The 17,399-nt window shown below is 54.5% G+C and carries 18 protein-coding genes; 11 read left to right on the top strand and 7 right to left on the bottom strand.

Annotated elements, in window-relative coordinates; translation table 11 throughout:
* The gene (locus tag CBB62_13790; protein OUT39444.1) at nt 1–753 is read left to right on the top strand and encodes a hypothetical protein; all 753 of its coding nucleotides are present in this window, start codon (nt 1–3) and stop codon (nt 751–753) included.
* Here the strand turns inward: CBB62_13790 and CBB62_13785 are convergent.
* Both CBB62_13785 and CBB62_13780 read right to left on the bottom strand, forming a co-directional pair.
* Nucleotides 736–3,123: a hypothetical protein gene (locus CBB62_13785; GenBank protein ID OUT39443.1), complete on the bottom strand. Its 2,388-nt coding sequence runs from the start codon at nt 3,121–3,123 to the stop codon at nt 736–738. The genes CBB62_13790 and CBB62_13785 overlap by 18 nt on opposite strands.
* Nucleotides 3,120–4,721 (bottom strand): oxidoreductase, encoded by a 1,602-nt coding sequence (locus CBB62_13780; GenBank protein ID OUT39829.1) that lies wholly within the window; start codon nt 4,719–4,721, stop codon nt 3,120–3,122. Before CBB62_13780 ends, CBB62_13785 begins: the two co-directional genes overlap by 4 nt.
* 108 nt (nt 4,722–4,829) lie before the next feature.
* Here CBB62_13780 and CBB62_13775 point away from each other — a divergent pair, with 108 nt between their 5' ends.
* Nucleotides 4,830–5,705 (top strand): LysR family transcriptional regulator, encoded by an 876-nt coding sequence (locus CBB62_13775; protein OUT39442.1) that lies wholly within the window; start codon nt 4,830–4,832, stop codon nt 5,703–5,705.
* 84 nt (nt 5,706–5,789) lie between these two features.
* Here CBB62_13775 and CBB62_13770 read toward each other — a convergent pair whose 3' ends face one another.
* Nucleotides 5,790–6,707, bottom strand: coding sequence for a hypothetical protein (locus tag CBB62_13770; protein OUT39441.1), 918 nt, complete (start codon nt 6,705–6,707; stop codon nt 5,790–5,792).
* A 199-nt stretch (nt 6,708–6,906) separates the two neighbouring features.
* On the opposite strand from CBB62_13770, the gene CBB62_13765 reads away from it, so the two are divergent.
* Together CBB62_13765 and CBB62_13760 are read left to right on the top strand one after the other, a co-directional pair.
* Nucleotides 6,907–7,086 (top strand): DUF1328 domain-containing protein, encoded by a 180-nt coding sequence (locus tag CBB62_13765; GenBank protein ID OUT39440.1) that lies wholly within the window; start codon nt 6,907–6,909, stop codon nt 7,084–7,086.
* A gap of 187 nt (nt 7,087–7,273) precedes the next feature.
* Nucleotides 7,274–7,795, top strand: a complete 522-nt coding sequence (locus CBB62_13760) for a hypothetical protein (GenBank protein OUT39439.1) — start codon at nt 7,274–7,276, stop codon at nt 7,793–7,795.
* A gap of 53 nt (nt 7,796–7,848) precedes the next feature.
* Here the strand turns inward: CBB62_13760 and CBB62_13755 are convergent, their stop codons facing one another.
* From CBB62_13755 to CBB62_13745, 3 genes are read right to left on the bottom strand one after another with little or no spacing between them, the layout of a single operon-like run.
* Nucleotides 7,849–9,636 (bottom strand): hypothetical protein, encoded by a 1,788-nt coding sequence (locus CBB62_13755; protein ID OUT39438.1) that lies wholly within the window; start codon nt 9,634–9,636, stop codon nt 7,849–7,851.
* Nucleotides 9,608–10,219, bottom strand: a complete 612-nt coding sequence (locus CBB62_13750) for a hypothetical protein (GenBank protein ID OUT39437.1) — start codon at nt 10,217–10,219, stop codon at nt 9,608–9,610. Before CBB62_13750 ends, CBB62_13755 begins: the two co-directional genes overlap by 29 nt.
* 14 nt (nt 10,220–10,233) lie before the next feature.
* Nucleotides 10,234–10,434, bottom strand: a complete 201-nt coding sequence (locus CBB62_13745; GenBank protein ID OUT39436.1) for a hypothetical protein — start codon at nt 10,432–10,434, stop codon at nt 10,234–10,236.
* Between the two features lie 199 nt (nt 10,435–10,633).
* Between CBB62_13745 and CBB62_13740 the strand changes: the two genes are divergently transcribed.
* The 7 genes from CBB62_13740 to CBB62_13710 all read left to right on the top strand — a co-directional run bounded on the left by CBB62_13740 (nt 10,634) and on the right by CBB62_13710 (nt 16,017).
* Nucleotides 10,634–11,416, top strand: coding sequence for a response regulator (locus CBB62_13740; protein OUT39435.1), 783 nt, complete (start codon nt 10,634–10,636; stop codon nt 11,414–11,416).
* 75 nt (nt 11,417–11,491) lie between these two features.
* On the top strand, nt 11,492–11,845 hold the full coding sequence (locus tag CBB62_13735) for a hypothetical protein (protein OUT39434.1): 354 nt from the start codon (nt 11,492–11,494) through the stop codon (nt 11,843–11,845).
* A gap of 56 nt (nt 11,846–11,901) precedes the next feature.
* Nucleotides 11,902–12,366, top strand: a complete 465-nt coding sequence (locus CBB62_13730) for a hypothetical protein (protein ID OUT39433.1) — start codon at nt 11,902–11,904, stop codon at nt 12,364–12,366.
* Between the two features lie 51 nt (nt 12,367–12,417).
* Nucleotides 12,418–13,368 (top strand): hypothetical protein, encoded by a 951-nt coding sequence (locus CBB62_13725; protein ID OUT39432.1) that lies wholly within the window; start codon nt 12,418–12,420, stop codon nt 13,366–13,368.
* Nucleotides 13,369–13,438: 70 nt separating this feature from the next.
* Complete coding sequence (locus CBB62_13720; GenBank protein ID OUT39828.1) at nt 13,439–14,209, top strand: Crp/Fnr family transcriptional regulator; 771 nt, start codon at nt 13,439–13,441, stop codon at nt 14,207–14,209.
* Between the two features lie 76 nt (nt 14,210–14,285).
* Nucleotides 14,286–14,861 carry a hypothetical protein gene (locus CBB62_13715; GenBank protein OUT39431.1) on the top strand — a complete coding sequence of 192 codons (576 nt, stop codon included), beginning with the start codon at nt 14,286–14,288 and terminating at the stop codon, nt 14,859–14,861.
* Nucleotides 14,862–15,021: 160 nt separating this feature from the next.
* Nucleotides 15,022–16,017, top strand: a complete 996-nt coding sequence (locus tag CBB62_13710; GenBank protein OUT39430.1) for an EamA family transporter — start codon at nt 15,022–15,024, stop codon at nt 16,015–16,017.
* 10 nt (nt 16,018–16,027) lie between these two features.
* On the opposite strand, the gene CBB62_13705 is transcribed toward CBB62_13710, so the two are convergent.
* The gene (locus tag CBB62_13705) at nt 16,028–17,398 is read right to left on the bottom strand and encodes a hypothetical protein (GenBank protein OUT39429.1); all 1,371 of its coding nucleotides are present in this window, start codon (nt 17,396–17,398) and stop codon (nt 16,028–16,030) included.
* Nucleotide 17,399 lies beyond the last annotated feature (1 nt).

Genomic DNA, 17,399 nt, shown 5'->3' with positions numbered 1-17,399 from the left:
ATGCCCCGTTTCGTACAGATTTCAGACATTCACTTTGGCGCTGCCAATCCCAAGGTGCTGCAATCGGTAACCGAGCGGATAAAGGAACTGGCACCGGATGCGCTGCTGGTTTGCGGCGACCTGACCCAGCGCGGGCGCAAGACCGAATTTCATGCGGCGCAGAACTGGCTCGAACAGTTCGCCATGCCGATGATCGTGGTGCCCGGCAATCATGACACGCCATGGGCCAATGCCTATGCCCGCACGATCCAGCCGTTTCGCCGGTTCAAGCGCAATTTCGAAAAGGTCCGCGAGACCATCACTGTCGATGGCATCACCGTGGTCGGGATCAATACCGCCCGTGGCTGGCAGTTGCGCCGGAACTGGGCTGAAGGATCGGTTGATCTGAAGGAACTGGATCTGGCGCTAAACCATTCGCCGCCGCCCGCCATTCTGGTGTGCCACCACCCGCTGCTGCCGTTCACCGACATCCCCATGCCGACACGCACCGCCCGCGGACAGGCGGCCAGCCGACGGGTTGCGGCGAGCAAGGTCGGGCTGGTCCTGACCGGGCATGTCCATGTCCCGACCGTGGCCCGGATCGACTATGATGTCGGCAGCTATATCGCGGCCGGGTCCGGTACGGTCTCAACCCGCCTGCGCAACCATCCGCCGCATTTCAACCTGATCGAGATGACCGGCGACGGCACACCGCGCATCACCGGCCAGATACTCCATGACACCGACTGGCAAACCTCAGAGTTCACCTGCTGAGGTCCATTCCAGATTGCCCTTGTAGCGGGCAACCATCGATCCGTTATCATCAAGGACAAACAGATGCAGCCATTTGTTATCAAACAGCTGGCGCACTGTTTCATGTTTTGCGAGTATTGCCGTTACAGCATCACGTGGCGCGGTAACACAGACCATCAGGCGTCTTGGTTCATGATTGTAGGCACTGCCGTCATGTACCGATTGCCAAGACAGCCCTGTCCGCATACGCCCACCATTGCCCTCAACAACACCAATGCCCCCTACAACATTGTGCAGCAGCTTGTTACCCGCACCGAACAGTGTCGGCAAAACCGTTGAGCCGTAATACTGGAGGCTGATCCAGCTTGCGACGACAACCGGAGCGGTCATGATCAACTCGAGAATACTGTAATCCGTATCTGCCACCGCATTGTACTCGTGCAGAAAAACGCGACCGGACAAATCCTTGCCGCGAGTCACATGGCGTGGCGCGATAATAAATGCCTGACATCCCGAAAGCCCCCATTCGGGCCTGACTTCGGACCAGTCACGTGCCCGCACATACAGTCTGTTGCCAGTGTTGGCATGGGGCAAACCGATTGCGCGTTCAGTGCGACACATGCTGCCAGCGGCCTCAAACCAATCCGCCGCGCGCCGAATATCAGAGATATGTGATGAGCCAGGTCGGTCATTGTCATAAAGGGTGACAGTGTCAGTCGTTGTGTCATGCCGACCAGCCAGAAAAACTGTGTCCCGAGGGACATTAATACCATGTTCGACCAGCCCCGCGCGAACATCCATGTTGTTCAGAAGATCGGCCACTACCCGTGCATTAACCTCACCCGAATGACCGCCACAGGCACCGCATTGCAGGGCGCTGGCCTGAGGATTATTTACCACCGATGCACCATGCCCAACGATAACAACCAGTCGCGCCATCTGCCCGGTCAGCGTCATGGCCTGCAGGATATTTTTGGCCATTTCAATCCGCTGTTCACGCGACAAGCTCTGATCCAGCACCGGCAGCGGACCATTGGGCGCCTTGACGCGCTTTAAGCCCAAGCCATCGCGTAATATACGAAAACCGTATAGTGGCCCGGCTGCTTCCACAAAAGCAAAGGAGGAAACGGCAGCCAGTTTGAAACGCCCCCAAGCCCGTTTTGCCCGTGCCTTGTAGCGGGTCTGGATATCCGCATCAGCATTCTTCTGTGTCGTTGATGTCGTTGACAGCGACGGCTTCAGCAGGACAGGCAAGCGGTTCTCCACCACATCCGACGCGAATGCCTTATGCGCCACAGCAGCACCGAAGAAGCCGGCAAAACCAATGGTCTGAATCCGGTCATCAAGAGACTCCAGATGGCGCCGCAATACTTCGGAACGCACATCAATACAAAAAGCCGCCTGTATGAGTGGGCGCTGGCCATCCGCCTGCTGCACGGGTGCAGCAAGTATCTTGCTCAGTCTTTCCTGTCCGGCAAACTCATATGCCGTCTGTAATATCTCGGCAACGACACTGTCGGTTGTGGCTGCGACAGGTTCTGCATGTTTATTGCGTGTTGCATCCCAAGCATCAGCGATCTCGTTGCGATATTGCTCGAACAAGGCGGCTTCCCAGACCATGCGCACGGCAAGCAGCTCAACCATCACATTGCTGGACAACCCGTTAAGGTCAGCCTGCCACATCAGATAGCGGCCATGCTGGGCCCATCCGCCCAGCGTCATCAGCAATTGCTGGAAATATGTCTGCATTCCCGCTGTATCGAGACCAAGCAGGGTAACGGCATCCTCGACCAGTTCTTCCGGTGCCATCGGCGTTTGGGACACATAAGTAGCGAACCCCTTCAACCCGGCGATTTCCGGTGTCAGATCATGGGTCGCGAAACTGCGCCATGACAGGTATGCATTCGGCGCTTTCGGCGAAGCCCAGAGCGCCTGACCATTATCGAAATAACCGGCAACCCAATGGCCAATCCGCTCATCGATAAGTCGAGGCCAGTCAATTCCGGATATTTCTGATGCAAGATCGGCAATGGTCGGCAGCGGTTTTGGCACGAGCGGAGGTTCAGTGCAGTATTTCTTCAACGCCTCGATACTCTTTGGCCTTTGCTTTTCCGGTGCTTCAGCGAGCGCGAGCGCAAGATGGGCATCCGAGATTTCGCCATTATCGATTTTGGCCCTGTACCAGTCCATCCCCATGGTCGCGTCACAGCCTGCAACCCGGTTCAGGAGTGTCGATGCTTCTGCGAGACTATAAGCGGACTGCCCGAGAAACGGATTGACGGCGACCGTTGCCTCCAAGGGCCAGGCTGGTGGTATTGCATGGATCGCGAGATCAATCGCACGGTCCAGATCGGCGCCCTGAATTGACATGAAATCGATATGGTTTGTCATGATTTCGCACCCCCGGCTTTCCGGGCAGGATCGTTTTTCAGGTCAGGGGCGGCGGTGGACCACCTGTTCAGCCAGCGATCGAACAGCGCGTTGACATACAGACCATTGGAGAGATGCACCCGCAGGCCGCCTGATGCCGGATGATTTGCCCATAGCGGAAACATTGCCTGAGCAACCGCAACCAGTCCAAAACTGACAAGTATCAGCACAATGAGAGCCCATTCCAGTGGACCTGCTACAGGTGTTTCCGGCAAAATGCTGGACATAAGAGCATCAGCGCCGGATTGCAGCGCAAAATAACCAACTGCTGCGGCTGTCGAATAGCCGATGGTACGGCGGGTGAGCGCTTCAGGAGCCTGATCGGCAAGTCCCTGTGCCAGCAGATAGGCAACGCCGAAGATCAATATCGCACCAAGCGCAATCGCCTGTGGCGACTTGTCCACGAAACCAAATATTGAGCCTACGATTACATAGATCAGCAAAGCGACCAGAAATGCCCTTCCGACAGCGGCAACATTCGGGATTGCGATCGGACCGGGGCGGCGGATCAAAGCCACTGTCTGCACTGCGCTGCCCGAACTTAAAAACGCATGCGCTTTGTAAAGGGAATGCGCAACGATATGCAGCAGAGCGATTGGAAATAACGCCAGTCCACATTGCAGGATCATGAACCCCATCTGGGCAATCGTTGACCAGGCTAACGAAGTTTTCACAGCCGATTGGGTCAGCATGACCATACTGCCGAAGATCGCTGTAAAGCCGCCAATCATCACCAGTATCGCTAGCACACCAGGTGCGGTCAGCATTATATCGGCGAAGCGGATCAGCAAAAACCCACCGGCATTGATAACGCCTGCATGAAGTGTGGCTGAAACAGGGGTTGGTGTTTCCATGACTTCCGGCAGCCAGACATGGACCGGAAATTGTGCCGATTTGATCAACGCACATAGAGCCAACAGCATGGCGGCAAAAATCGTGATGGTACCGCTTTGGCCGCTACGGGCGAAATCGAGCAGCAGCGCAACATCGCCTGTTCCGGCATCAATCGCCAGCAACAGAGCAGCCAGAAGCAATAAAATATAGCCGATACGATCAAACAGCATCTGCTTGTGCGCCGCGCGGATCGCCGCCTGTCGGTCGGTATAGAACACCAGCAGTTTGTTGAGTGAGAAGCCGGTGGCGATCCAGGCAAAGACCAGCTGTACCAGATTGCCCGATTGCACGAGAAACAGTACAGCTGCCAGCGTCAGGCACAGCCAGCCGGTAAACGCCCCCTGTCGCAATTCGCCATCGAGATAGGTGGCGGAATACCGCAGCACGACCCAGCCGATGACACTGACCAGCAGTAGCATGGTAACGGTGACCGGATCAATACGAGACGAGAAACCGAAACCGGCAAAACCGAGCAGAATGCCGGTACCGGAGCCATGCATCACCTCAACGACAAGGCAGGCAACGGACACCGCAATCCCGGCAATACCGGCAAGCTCACCAAGCCTGAGCGCCTTGGCTGGCCGCAATCCGGGACCGCGAAAGGCATAACAGGCCGCGAGCAGCAGCAGCAAAGGTGCCAGCAATGGCAGGGTATAGAGCAACACCGGTTGATCCCGAAGCTGTGGCAATTCAGTTCAGCCCCTGCTTATCAGCAAAGCATGTAATTAAAAAATTCATAATTATTGAAAAAACGTTCTATAAAATAGAACGTTATGAGCAAACTGAATTACAATCACCTGCGCTATTTCCGGGCCGTCGCCCGTGAGGGCAACCTCACCCGTGCCGCAGAACAGCTGAATCTGTCGCAATCAGCGCTGTCGGTACAGATCCGCAAGCTGGAGGAACAGCTCGGTCAGGAACTGTTCGAGCGACGCGGGCGACAACTGCACCTGACCGAGGCCGGACGGGTCACCCTTGATTATGCCGATACGATCTTTACCGCCGGTGAGGAACTGATTGGCACGCTGAATACCACCGGCGGCAACCGTAAGGCCTTGCGCATCGGGGCGCTGGCGACCCTGTCCCGGAATTTCCAGATCGGGTTCCTGGAGCCGATCCTCGATCGCCCGGATGTGGAAATCATCCTGCGCTCCGGCGGACCGGTTGAGTTGCATCAGGCACTGGCCAGCCTCAGCCTCGATGTAATCCTGACTAATCAACCCCCGGCCAATGACGCGATTACGCCATTTGTCACCCATCGCCTCGCCGAACAGCGGGTCAGCCTGATCGGGTTGCCGGATCAGGTACAGCCGATCAATGACCTGCCCGCCCTGCTCGCGACCCGACCGCTGATCCTGCCGACGCGGGAAACCAGCCTGCGGGTCGGGTTTGATGCACTGGCGGACCGTCTCGATATTCGTCCGCAGATTGCCGCCGAGGTCGATGACATGGCGATGATGCGTCTGCTGACCCGTGAGGGCATCGGCCTTGCCGTTATGCCACCGATTGTAGTGAAGGATGAGCTGGAGAGCGGCTATCTGGTCGAGGCCGCCCGACTGACGGACATTGCGGAGACATTCTACGCCATCACCATCGAGCGGAAATTTCCCAATCCGCTGGTGAAGGAATTACTCGCCGCATCCGCCTGATTTTCACAAAACACAATGGTCAGACAAAGAAATAGCCGCAGTCCGACCGGACTGCGGCTATCCCATACATATCAAACGATATTATTATTCAGGCAGAGCCGATACGAGGGCAGGTACGGCACCTTCGATATCGATCTCGACACGGCGGTTGGCCGGCTCGCGGACACCGTCAGGAGTATCGACAAGGTTATCGCTCTCACCTGAAGCACGGACCGTCATCGACTTGACCGTCTGCTGGGTGATGCCGCGTGCTTCAAGCGCTTCTACAACACTCTCCGCACGATCCATGGAGAGCCCCTGATTATAGGTTACCGGACCAGAGCGGTCGGCGTGACCGACGATGGTAACTTCAGGATCAGGGGTTTCCTTGATCTTCATGGCAGCACTATCGAGGATGGCAAGTGCCTCTTCCTCAAGCTCAGCACTGTCAAAATCAAAGAAGACGATTGATTTGCCAACCGGTGACACGACAGCTTCCTGATTAGGTGTTGCTGGCTGCATGGCTGATACCAGCTTATTGAAGGCATCATAAAAACCTTCGCGGCAAGCTGCGATATGGTCATCCTGCCAGCCTTCCTCAGCCTGCTCGACCCAACAATCATAGCGTGACTGGGCAAAAGCAGCCTCTGCCGGCGCTACAGTGCGGGCACCAGCGTCAAACGCCTGATACAATTGACCACGGGCCTGTACAAGCTCACGCATCATGGCTTCATCGTCGATATCCCACTTCTGAGGCTCTTCGGCAGCCACAAGATCACCATGGGCCGACATGATAGCCTTGTCGGCAAAGTATTCGGCATCTACCCAATCAACCATCTGGTCACGTTCATACAGAGAATATTCCTGATATTCCCGCGCCAGCTGGGCGCTGAATGAATCACCCTGGGTTTTCAAATTCTGAATGGTATCAGCATCATACAGGCTGACCGCTTGTGCCGGACTGATCGCCAGAGCGGAAATCGCAACGGTGGAGACAGTCGCAAGGGCTAATGTTCTAAACATTATCAACTCCTTTTCGTGTTCAACTCCCTCAAAAAACACACCAGCAGATCAAAGGTTCCAAAGCTTTTTGAACAAATAATCAAGATTAATGACATTTAATATACACCCTCACACGCATTGGATTTTTTTCCATCAATTTCGGAACCATTTAGATCCCCAAACTGTTTATTGAGCAGAACAACCCGAAAGGAGATTAACAATGTTAGGTTGGGCTATTACCTTCTTCATTGTCGCTATTATTGCCGGTGTATTTGGCTTTGGCGGCATCGCCAGCGCATCAGCAGGTATCGCACAGTTGCTGTTCTTTATCTTCCTGGTGCTGTTTGTTGGATCAATCATCGCCGCGATCTTCACCGGTCGCCGACCACGGGTCCAATAACATGAAGAACGCATTTAAACTTTTTGGCGCCACCTTGTTGATTGCCAGCAGCCTTGCAGCTTGCGACTTCCAAGATGGCCCGGCAGAGGAATTCGGCGAAGACATCGATGATGCCGCTGAAGAGCTGCAGGAAAGCGTTGAATAATATGAAAAGGGCGGATTATCCGCCCTTTTCCACGTCACCCGAATGGAAAGGAAAAGTACAATGAACGTCCGACCACTGCGCAAGTCACACCCAATGGGGACGCCCGGCATCGGTCTGGATAAGCAGGCCCACGAGGCAATGATCAAGGAACTGGAGGTCACACTGGCCGATACTTTCATGATCATGATCAAAACCCAGGGCGTGCACTGGAACGTTACCGGCTCCAGCTTTTTCTCCGTCCACAACCTGACGGAAGAACATTACAGAGCCCTGTTTGAAGCCATTGATAATCTGGCCGAGCGTATCCGCACCCTTGGTGGCAAAGCCACCGCCAGCTACAACCGTTACATGGAACTCACCTCGTTGAAAGAGACTGACCAGCCAGCGGAAGTGCATGAACAACTGCAGTGGCTGATCGAAGATCACGAGGCCATTGCCCGTCGCCTGCGGCCGCTGGTCGGCAAGGCAGAAGAAGAAAACGACTGGGTCACCCATGACATGCTGACCGGGCGCCTCGGCTTCCATGAAGAAGCAGTCTGGATGCTCCGCGCACTGAACGCATAATCTTGAAAATATGCAGCAAAAAAGGAGGGTTACGACCCTCCTTTTTTATGTGCTCAATCGAGTGTCAGGCGCGCATCTGACACCCTCGTTGTATATCCCGCCTCATCAAAGGTGATCGACAGCTCACCGAACAGCTGACGGGCGAAGCTTTTGATCAGCACACTGCCAAGACCGGTGCTTGTCGTGCCGTCGGCGGGCTTCTGGTCGGTCTTGCCAACACCATCATCGCGGATGATGACATCGAACTTGCCATAACCCTCTGCCATCGGCTGCACCGATATGAGGATCACCCCCCTTTTACGGCCGACAAAGGCATGCTTGATGCTGTTGGTCACCGCCTCGGTAATCAGCAACGCCAGCGGGATTGCCTGATCGGCATTGACCATGGCATCGGCAATATCAGTGTCGATAGAGATCTGACGCTCCCTTGTGGAGGCCAATGGCTGCAACTGCCGACAAAGACGGGTCAGAAAAGCCTGTAAATTCACCTCAGTAACATCCTCGACCTCGTATAAGGCCTGATGAACGGTCGCGAGGGCATTGATCCGGGTCTGGGCGTCAAAGAGCGAACGCTGGCTGTCCAGATCCTTGACCGATGATGCCTGCAGATTGATCAGACTGGTGATGATCTGCAGGTTGTTCTTCACCCGGTGATGGATTTCCTTGACCAGCAGCGCCTTCTCCTCCACCGCCCTCTCGAGCTCCTCATTCTTCTGCTTGAGGTTTTGGGCCATGGATTTCAGCGTATTGGCAACGCCAATGAACTCCGCCGGCGCGCCGTCAATCGAGACGTCGCGGTCGAGACGCCCGGCGGCATACCAATTCGCCTGCCACTGCAATCGCCGCAGCCATTTGAGGGCAAACCGGTCAATCACAAACCAGGCAGATACAACAGCAAGCGCCCACATGAACAGGGGAATGATGATCTGGGTCAGATAGTCGACAAAACCGGCCTTTGCCGCCACAGGGACAGGCTGCAAGCCGATAAAATAATTCGCATCGTCAAGAACGGTACCGATCCCGACATAGTACTCCATGCCCTCAAGGAAGATCGTTCGATATGCTATTTTCTCACCTGTTTGACGCAGCTCATCAAGCATCGCTCGCAATTTGGGGCGTGCCTCCTCAAACAGGTGATCCTCATTATCAAAATAGGTGTCTATCTTCTCGAGACGGGCATTCACCAGATTGTAGATAGCTTGATCCTCAGCTTCCACTTGCGTGTATAGCCACCGCAATCTCTGGCGATCCAACTCAACAAAAACCTGATCTCTCAGGTCACCAGGACGATCGACACTGCGAGAATAATAAACCGGCGGCTCCCCCTCGACCCCATCCATCTTGGCATCAACGATGATCGGTTCAGAGAAAGACACAGCCGTCTGGAACCAACGCTTATCCGCAACATTCTGCGGCAATGACGTGATATCAGCGTAACAGCGGATATCACCCTGCTGATTGGTAATAATGATATTCAGAATGTAGGGGATTTCATCAACGATCTTGGAGATTGCCGTGCGGCAGATCGGTTGCGATCCATTGGTTACCGCAGGCATATTATAGATCAGCTGCACAGCCTGGGTGACCAGACGGAAACCCTGCTGCCGGTCGCGGATACGCTCGGTAATCAGCCGCTCAAACGCCTCGACATTCTTCTGGTCCTCGGTTGACCAGAGAGACAGCGCGCTTAATGAGCCAATGATTGCAATCGGCATCAGAGCGACGCCAATCAGAAAAGCAAATGTAACCCGAAGTGAACGGCGTTCTACCTGCCCCATTGCAGCGTCGCCGATGTTAAACCCGCTATTTGGGTCAGTTACTTTCGGCGAGATTTTCAACATCCTGCATAATACCGTCAATAGCACCCAATGCAGAACCACCTATAGTCTCGGCCGACGGCAGGGTTATGTTACCATTCATCATATCCTGCAGCGCATTACGTGCCCGGAATACGCGACTTTTAATTGTACCAACCGCAACGCCCATGATTTCGGATGCCTCCTCGTGGCTGAAACCACCAGCACCGATCAACATCAGCGCCTCGCGCTGCTCATCAGGCAACATAGATAGGGCGCGACGCATATTTTGCAGTTCTAGCTGATCACCCTGACCGGATGGCGACACCATGTTATCGGTCAGCACACCATCTTCATCCTGCACAATGCGACCCGCACGGCGTCTATCGGAATAATAGGTATTGCGGATAATTGTAAACAGCCAGGCCTTGAGATTGGTGCCCGGCTCAAACCGGTCGCGGGCCTTCCACGCCTTTAAGACACTGTCCTGAACAATGTCATCTGCAAGGTCCGGGCTGCCGGCAAGTGAACGTGAGAAGGCGCGCAAATCAGGCAACAAATGCGCGATTTCCGCCTTCATATCAAAATACTCAACTGCCGAAGCAGCGACTTCAGTAGAACTGGCCATGTGCGCCCCGGCTGTTAAGCTTTAGAATTATCGTTTTTCGGTTTTTTACGGTCAGCATCATCAAGCTGACTCAGCAAGTCACCGAACGCATCCGGCAATGGTTCGTTAAGTACGTCATCATAAACCTGACGCAGCTTATCACCCAGCCACTTATCCTGCTCTGAATCCCAGCCCCCGGTCGGATCTCCTTCCGGCTGATTGTGTTTCTGTCCCATTTGTTACTAAACCTGTAATTCAATTACCTAGGTACATGATAGAGATGAACGCCTCTTGTTGAAAAAAGTTCCCGACCGCTGGAACTTTTTTTTATGCGGCACGTTCCCTACATGCAGACATTATGTTTTTTGAATATTTCTGGAGTGTCCGAGCGTGGCTCAGTCAAAACTTTCCGATCTCATCGCCCCCCATCTTCCAATGTTGCGCCGCTATGCGCGTGCCCTTTGCGGGACACAAGAGCATGGTGACCTTTATGTACGCATCGTACTGGAAGCATTGATCGCTGATCCAGACATGCTCCGCCAATCAACGGATGAGTCCACTGATCCGAAGATTCAGCTGTTCAAGGTATTCCACAGCATCTGGCGTGTTGCCGATACGGTAGAGAACAATGTCTTTAATATTACCCTGCCGCAGGAACTGAGTGCACAGGCGCACTTGCAGAAACTGACCCCACCAGCGCGACAGGCTCTGCTGCTGGTGTCCATGGAGGGTTTCTCGGCCAGCGACGTGGCGATCATTCTCGATATCGATTTCAACGAGGTTGCCAACCTGCTGCAATCCGCACGTGAGGAACTGGACCGTCAAATCAGAACCGACGTTCTGGTTATCGAAGACGAACCGATCATCGCGCTTGATATCGAGCGCATCGTTCGCTCGCTCGGCCATAACGTCACCGGTAACGCCACCACCCATACCGAAGCGGTCGCGATGGTGAAGGAAAAACGGCCGGGCCTGATCCTGGCGGATATCCAGCTTGCCGATGGCAGCTCCGGCATCGAGGCGGTCAATGAAATCCTCAAGGATATCGATGTGCCGATCATCTTCATAACCGCCTTCCCTGAGCGCCTGCTCACCGGCGACCGTCCGGAGCCGGCCTTCCTGATCAGCAAACCGTTCATGCCGGAAGCTGTTGAAATTGCGATTTCACAGGCACTGGTCTTCAACCGCCCAAAGCAGGTTGAAACATTGGCATCTTAATGCCAAACAAATGGAACGTTAGGCCAATGCGCGCGTTATCTTAATACAACAAACAATAACGTTAGGAGTATTAAGATGGCACGCGCACAAGCCAAGAAGACCGACAACAGCAATGTAATTGAACTTCAATCCGATATTGAAGCACTGCAAACTGATATCGGCAGAATTGGCAAACGTCTAAATATCATTGCCGGAAAATCCGTCATGAAGTCGCGCGACACTCTTGCTACTACTGCAGAGACCGCGATGGAAGGCCTGAATGCAGGCATGGAGAATGGCCGCATCAAAGCGAATGAGGTCGCCAATCAGGGACGGACCGCTGTTCAGAAGCGCCCGCTGGCATCATGCGCTGCCGCTCTTGGCGCAGGCATCGTAATTGGGACGATGATGCGTCGTCGGGCTAAAAGCACTGCTAAAACCAAAGCCTGATCATCACGATGTTTGATCAAATCAAACGCATGGCAGCAGACTTTCGACGTCAGACTATGGCGTTGATTGTCTGCTGCTTCCTGTTACCCCTCATCATGTTGTTGATCACCGTCGGTGTTGCAGAATGGATCAATACGATCTACGGCAATCCGGTTGGTTGGTTTGCCACTGCTGGCGCATTGACTCTCGGCCTTGCCGTATTTTCATTGGTCATGCTGATGCCTGATGCAGAATTTCAAAGTGCATCGCCCCATCCGGGCGAAACAGCAGATGAAATGGTTGAGCCAACACCTGTTGCAGCCGATATGCCAAGCCACGCAAACAGCAATGAGCTGGAAGATAATCTGGCAATGGCGGACATAATTCGACAGCAGATCGAGCAGGAAATACAAGACAGTCCGTTGGCCGGCCTTGCCGTCAGCGCCGCCGTCGGCACGCTGATTGGCATGTACCCGGACACGGTAAAATCAGTCCTTGATGATTACATGGAACACCTTTCGACAGGGTCACAATCCGGCTGATGGACATCCTCGACACGGGCAGCTGCCCCCTCTCCCTGTAAAAGCTGCCTCATGATCCCCGACCACAAAAAAATTGAGAAGACCGGCGACGACAGGCCAGCCAAGAGCCTGTTTGGTTTCGTCTGGCGCATGAGCGGCTGGAGCCAGATCTGGCCTGTATCGCTTGCCCTTGCGATCGCCGCACTGAGCATTGCGCCACTCGAATTACAGCGACGGATCATCGACGATGGCATCAAAACGGGCGATGTCGAGCTGATCTACTGGCTCGGCGGATTGTACCTTGCCGTCATCATCCTGCATGGGCTTGCCAAGCTGCTGATGCAGCTGTTTCAGGGCTGGCTGGCCGAGAGCACGATCCTTTATTGTCGCCGCCATCTAGCGAAACTTCACGACAAGCATCACGAAACCCGGCGAATAGAAGAGAATGGGACTGCCGTCTCCATCATTCGGGCAGAAATTGAACAGGTTGGAAACTTTGTCGGCATTGGCTTGTCCGAACCGATAGCCCAGATGGGTATTCTCGTTACCGTGCTTGGATACATGCTGTATGTGGAGCCGCTTATCGCCCTGTGCAGCGCCATTTTCCTAGTGCCGCAAATCCTGTTCGCACCAATCCTGCAACGCAAACTGAATGCGCTGGTCGAGGAACGCATCGGCTATCTGCGCGAGTTGACGGAAAATGTTCCGGACTATCCAGACAGCGATGAAGCACGCGGAGATTTCAGAAAACTGACCTCGGTTATCTACCGCAACCAGATGGTATTCTTCATCTGGAAGTTTTCCGGCAAGGCCGCGATTAATTTCATGAATGCCGTGGCGCCAATTTCAGTGCTCGTCATCGGCGGCATCATGGTTATTCAGGACCAGACCGAGATCGGCATCGTTGTCGCGTTTATCAGCGGCTTCTCAAAACTCTCCGATCCTATTCGCGAGTTGATCACCTATTACCGCGACGCAGCGCAAACCGCTGTGAAGCATCAGATGATCGCTGACTGGATGTAACCAATGAGATCGCTGCTTTCATCAAGTACGCATACTAACATAAGCACTCTTATGATATTTGGGCAATGCCATGCGCACTGACCATTACAGGGACCGTCTGATGGAATCGAATTGTCTGGTCACAAAACTGAGCAACTATCTGGCTCTGTCAAACAAGGACGTCGATCTGTTACTCAAGCTGCAAAGCGAAGAAGCGGATTATCCGAAAAAAGTAACCGTTCGTGAGGCTGGCAACGAAACCGCAGAGCTTTATGTGGTCAAACATGGCTGGCTGTACTCCAGCACGACCCTGCCTGACGGCCGCCGACAGGTGCTGCAACTACATTACCCCGGTGATATTGTCGGCATACCAGATGTTGCCTTCGACTATTCTACCGTCAATCTGGAGACCATCACAGATGTATGCCTGTGCCCGTTTCGCAAGAACCGGCTTGATGAGGTATTCATCAATTCATCCAGACTAACCGCATTGCTGTTCAGCTTCGGCATGGTCGACTACATGGTCCTGCTCGACCGCATCCGCGCCATCAGCCGCATGAATGCGGAAGAGCGCATTGCCCATTTTCTGCTCGAGGTGTCATCGCGCTTGCGTATCACCAACAAGAACCAGAGCAATCACATTGATATGCCTCTGACACAGGAGATTATTGGCGATGCCGTCGGGCTGACCAATGTCTATGTCAGCAAATCCATGCGTAAGCTGGAGGACCAAGGGCTTATTGCGCGTGACAAACGAACGATTGAGATTAAAGATCACAACAGCCTGAAAGAAATGGTCGATTTCCGCGACCGCTACTTCAAACTCGACACAAGCTGGTTCCCGGAAAGCAAGATTCCGTGAAACTTAATTCAGATTAACGACAAAAGGCGTGAATAAGCATATTAGGTGATGCTTAATTTTGAGATCATAATCACACATGCCCCTGCTTCATCATTCACTACGGGCCAAATGGCGGGCCTGTATAACCTCTGCGCTGACGAACCATGCGCGGAAAGGGCCTGTAGTATCGCCTTTTGAGTACCGCAAGTATCTCATTGCACACTACATTTTCTATAATCAGATATTTCAGACCCAGATATTTGATGCCGGCCCCCACCAATCCAGAACACTGGCAGCAACAATCCTACCCACAGCCATAACGGCCTTGGAACAGGATCTGCGCATATTCTACTGGAACCCCGCTAGCGTCATTGATGACCGTCAGGCACTGCCGACACAACTAAGTGCTGAATCCGTCGACTATGCGCTTGAAAGAACGCTGGTTCTGACGCGCATCATGCAAACTCAATGGCGACAGAACCCTGAGTTATCGCAAAAAACAGCCGATACTTTCATTGCCCTGAAAATGCCGATCAGCCTTTTCAGGCAGACGAAGCTGAAATCAGCAAACCACGACAAAAAACAAACCAAAATCATACAATACGATACGGATTACCTGACCAAAGGCTTCACCAACGCTTGCGCCAAAAGTGAGAAGATCGCAAAGCTGTAAATCGTCTAGACATTACAGCAGCTTCTGATACGGTGCCGCGCAAATATCAGTGGGCTGGCTTACAGCCCCACCCGTTCCCATACAGCACCCGATCCCTGAACCGTCCGCGCCACCGTCGCGGGCATGTGGCTATTCGCGCATTCAACGCATGGTAACGACAATGCAGCCTGCACCGAACAACAACTTCAAGGGCGCGCTCTTCTCGCTCATCGCCTACGGCATCTACTCAACCCACGATATCTTCATCAAGCTTCTGGGTGGCAGTCATTCGCCGATACAGATTATCTTTTTCTCCGGTCTGCTCGGTTTTCCGCTGGTCACCCTGATGCTGATCAAAGACCGGACCGCCGGGCATTTGCGCCCGATTTATCCGGGATGGACCGCCATTCGCTGCACGGCGATGATTGCCAATGCGCTCGGTGCCTTCATTGCCTTTGCCAACCTGCCTCTGGCCCAGGCTTACGCCATCCTGTTCGCCATGCCGCTGCTGATTACGGTGCTGTCGATCCCGATCCTGAAAGAGACGGTTAAACTCCGGCGCTGGACAGCGGTTATTGTCGGTCTGCTCGGGGTCCTCGTCGTCCTGCAACCGGGCACAGCCGAACTGTCATGGGCACATCTGGCTGCCCTTATCTCGGCTGTTGGCGGTGCCACCAATTCCGTTATCGTCCGCAAGATTGGACAGGAAGAACGCAGTGTCGTCCTGATCCTTTATCCGATGATGGCCACGTTTCTCGCCATGGGTGTCATGCTGCCATTCGTTTATGAACCGATGGCGATCGAACATTTCGGACTGGTATCGCTGGTCGCGCTGTTCTCCTTCATCGCCATGTTCTGCCTGATCAGCGCCTATCGGTTTGGTGAGGCGGTCATTGTCGCGCCGATGCAGTATTCCCAGATGCTGTGGGCCATTGCCTATGGCTATCTGATTTTCAACGAGAGCATCGATCTTGCCACCGCGCTTGGCTCCGGGCTGATTATCGCCAGTGGCCTCTACATCCTGTTCCGTGAAAGCAAGGGTGAGAATTCCGAGAATACGCCGGTGCTTAAAACCCGGACGCGGGCCGGCACCGTCTACAGCCTGCGCATCAGTTTTCTGACGAAACTGACCCAGAAAACGGGTGCCATGCAGGACTCACCCGGGCATAGCAAATAAAGCCGACAGATCAGGCAACCACATCGCGCAGGAACCGGATAAACCGGCTGTCATTGGCGCGCGCCACATTGATCCGCATGCCGGGGATGAGGTTGTCCGGGTCGACGGTAAAGAAGGTACCGGGCGAGATGAAAATGCTCTGCTTCGATGCCTTCTGGGCCAGATCGAGATCGGACATGCCCTCGGGCAGCATGAGATAGGCATAGTAGCCCGCCTGCTGTTCACTATAGAGCGTCAGCCCCAGCGGTTTGATGCTGTTGCGGAAATCCTCGGCGGCATCGGCGAGACGCTTGGACACCCGGACCATATGTTTGTGGAACCGGCCGCTATGAATGATTTTGGTGACCAGCAATTCGGAGAACCGGCCACTGTTGACCGTGGTAATCATCTTCAACTCCGCCAGCTCCGCTGCGGTCGATGCCGCCGCCGCGATATAGCCGACCCGGAAACTGGCGGACATGGTCTTGGAGTACGTACCGGTAAAGATAACGCTCCTGAATTCATCAAGCGCCGCGAGCCGCACACCCGGAATGCCATGCAGATCAACAAAGGGGTCATCATCGACCACCTGAAACCCGAACTCGCTGGCAATCTGCAGGATACCATGGGCAACCGGCAGCTCCAGTGATCCACCAGTCGGGTTCTGCCCCAGCGACTGGGTGAAGAACAGGGCCGGGCGTTCTCGCTCCGCCTTGGCTCGCAGATCGTCGAGGTCCGGGCCATTCGGATTGCGTCTGACGCCGACAAACCGGACCTGCGCCAACTTCAGCTTGGCGATCAGCGGGTAGTAACCGGGGTCATCGACCAGCACCACATCGCCCGCACCCAGAAACCGCCGGATAATCAGGTCCAGCGCGTGATTGGCACCAAAGGTGGTAACGATCTGTTGCGGCATCAGGCGGATACCCTGTGCCTGATGCCGGGAGGCGATCAGTTCCCGCAACGGGCCATAGCCATGGGGCGAGCCGTAACCGGAGCTGTCGCCGCCCTCGACCTCGCCACCGATATCGACCATGCGCCGAGGCATGATGCCATCCATCCATGATGCCGGGGGGCGACCGTCCCCGACCCGCACATCATGGGTCTGATGCAGTTGTGCCCGCAGCAGTGAGATGCTGTCGACCGCTTCCAGCAGGTGTTTGGGCGGTGCCAGATCGGTTGCCGAGAACGAGCGCTGATCGACCACGGCAAAGCCCGAGCCGGCCCGCGCGCCAATCAGCCCCATGGCGACCAGACGGTCATAGGCCTCAACGATCGTGTTCTTCGACACATCGAAATGCTGGGATGCCCGACGGATCGACAACAGCCGCGCACCCGGTGCCAGGGCGCCGTTCTCGATCTGCCGTTGTATCTGGGTAACCACCCGCTCTGTCTTGTTCACT

The organism is Micavibrio sp. TMED2 (assembly GCA_002168225.1).
In the GTDB taxonomy this organism is placed as follows: Bacteria; Pseudomonadota; Alphaproteobacteria; order TMED2; family TMED2; genus TMED2.
Note: the sequence above shows the minus strand (reverse complement) of the source record. Positions and strands in the feature narration are given on the sequence as shown.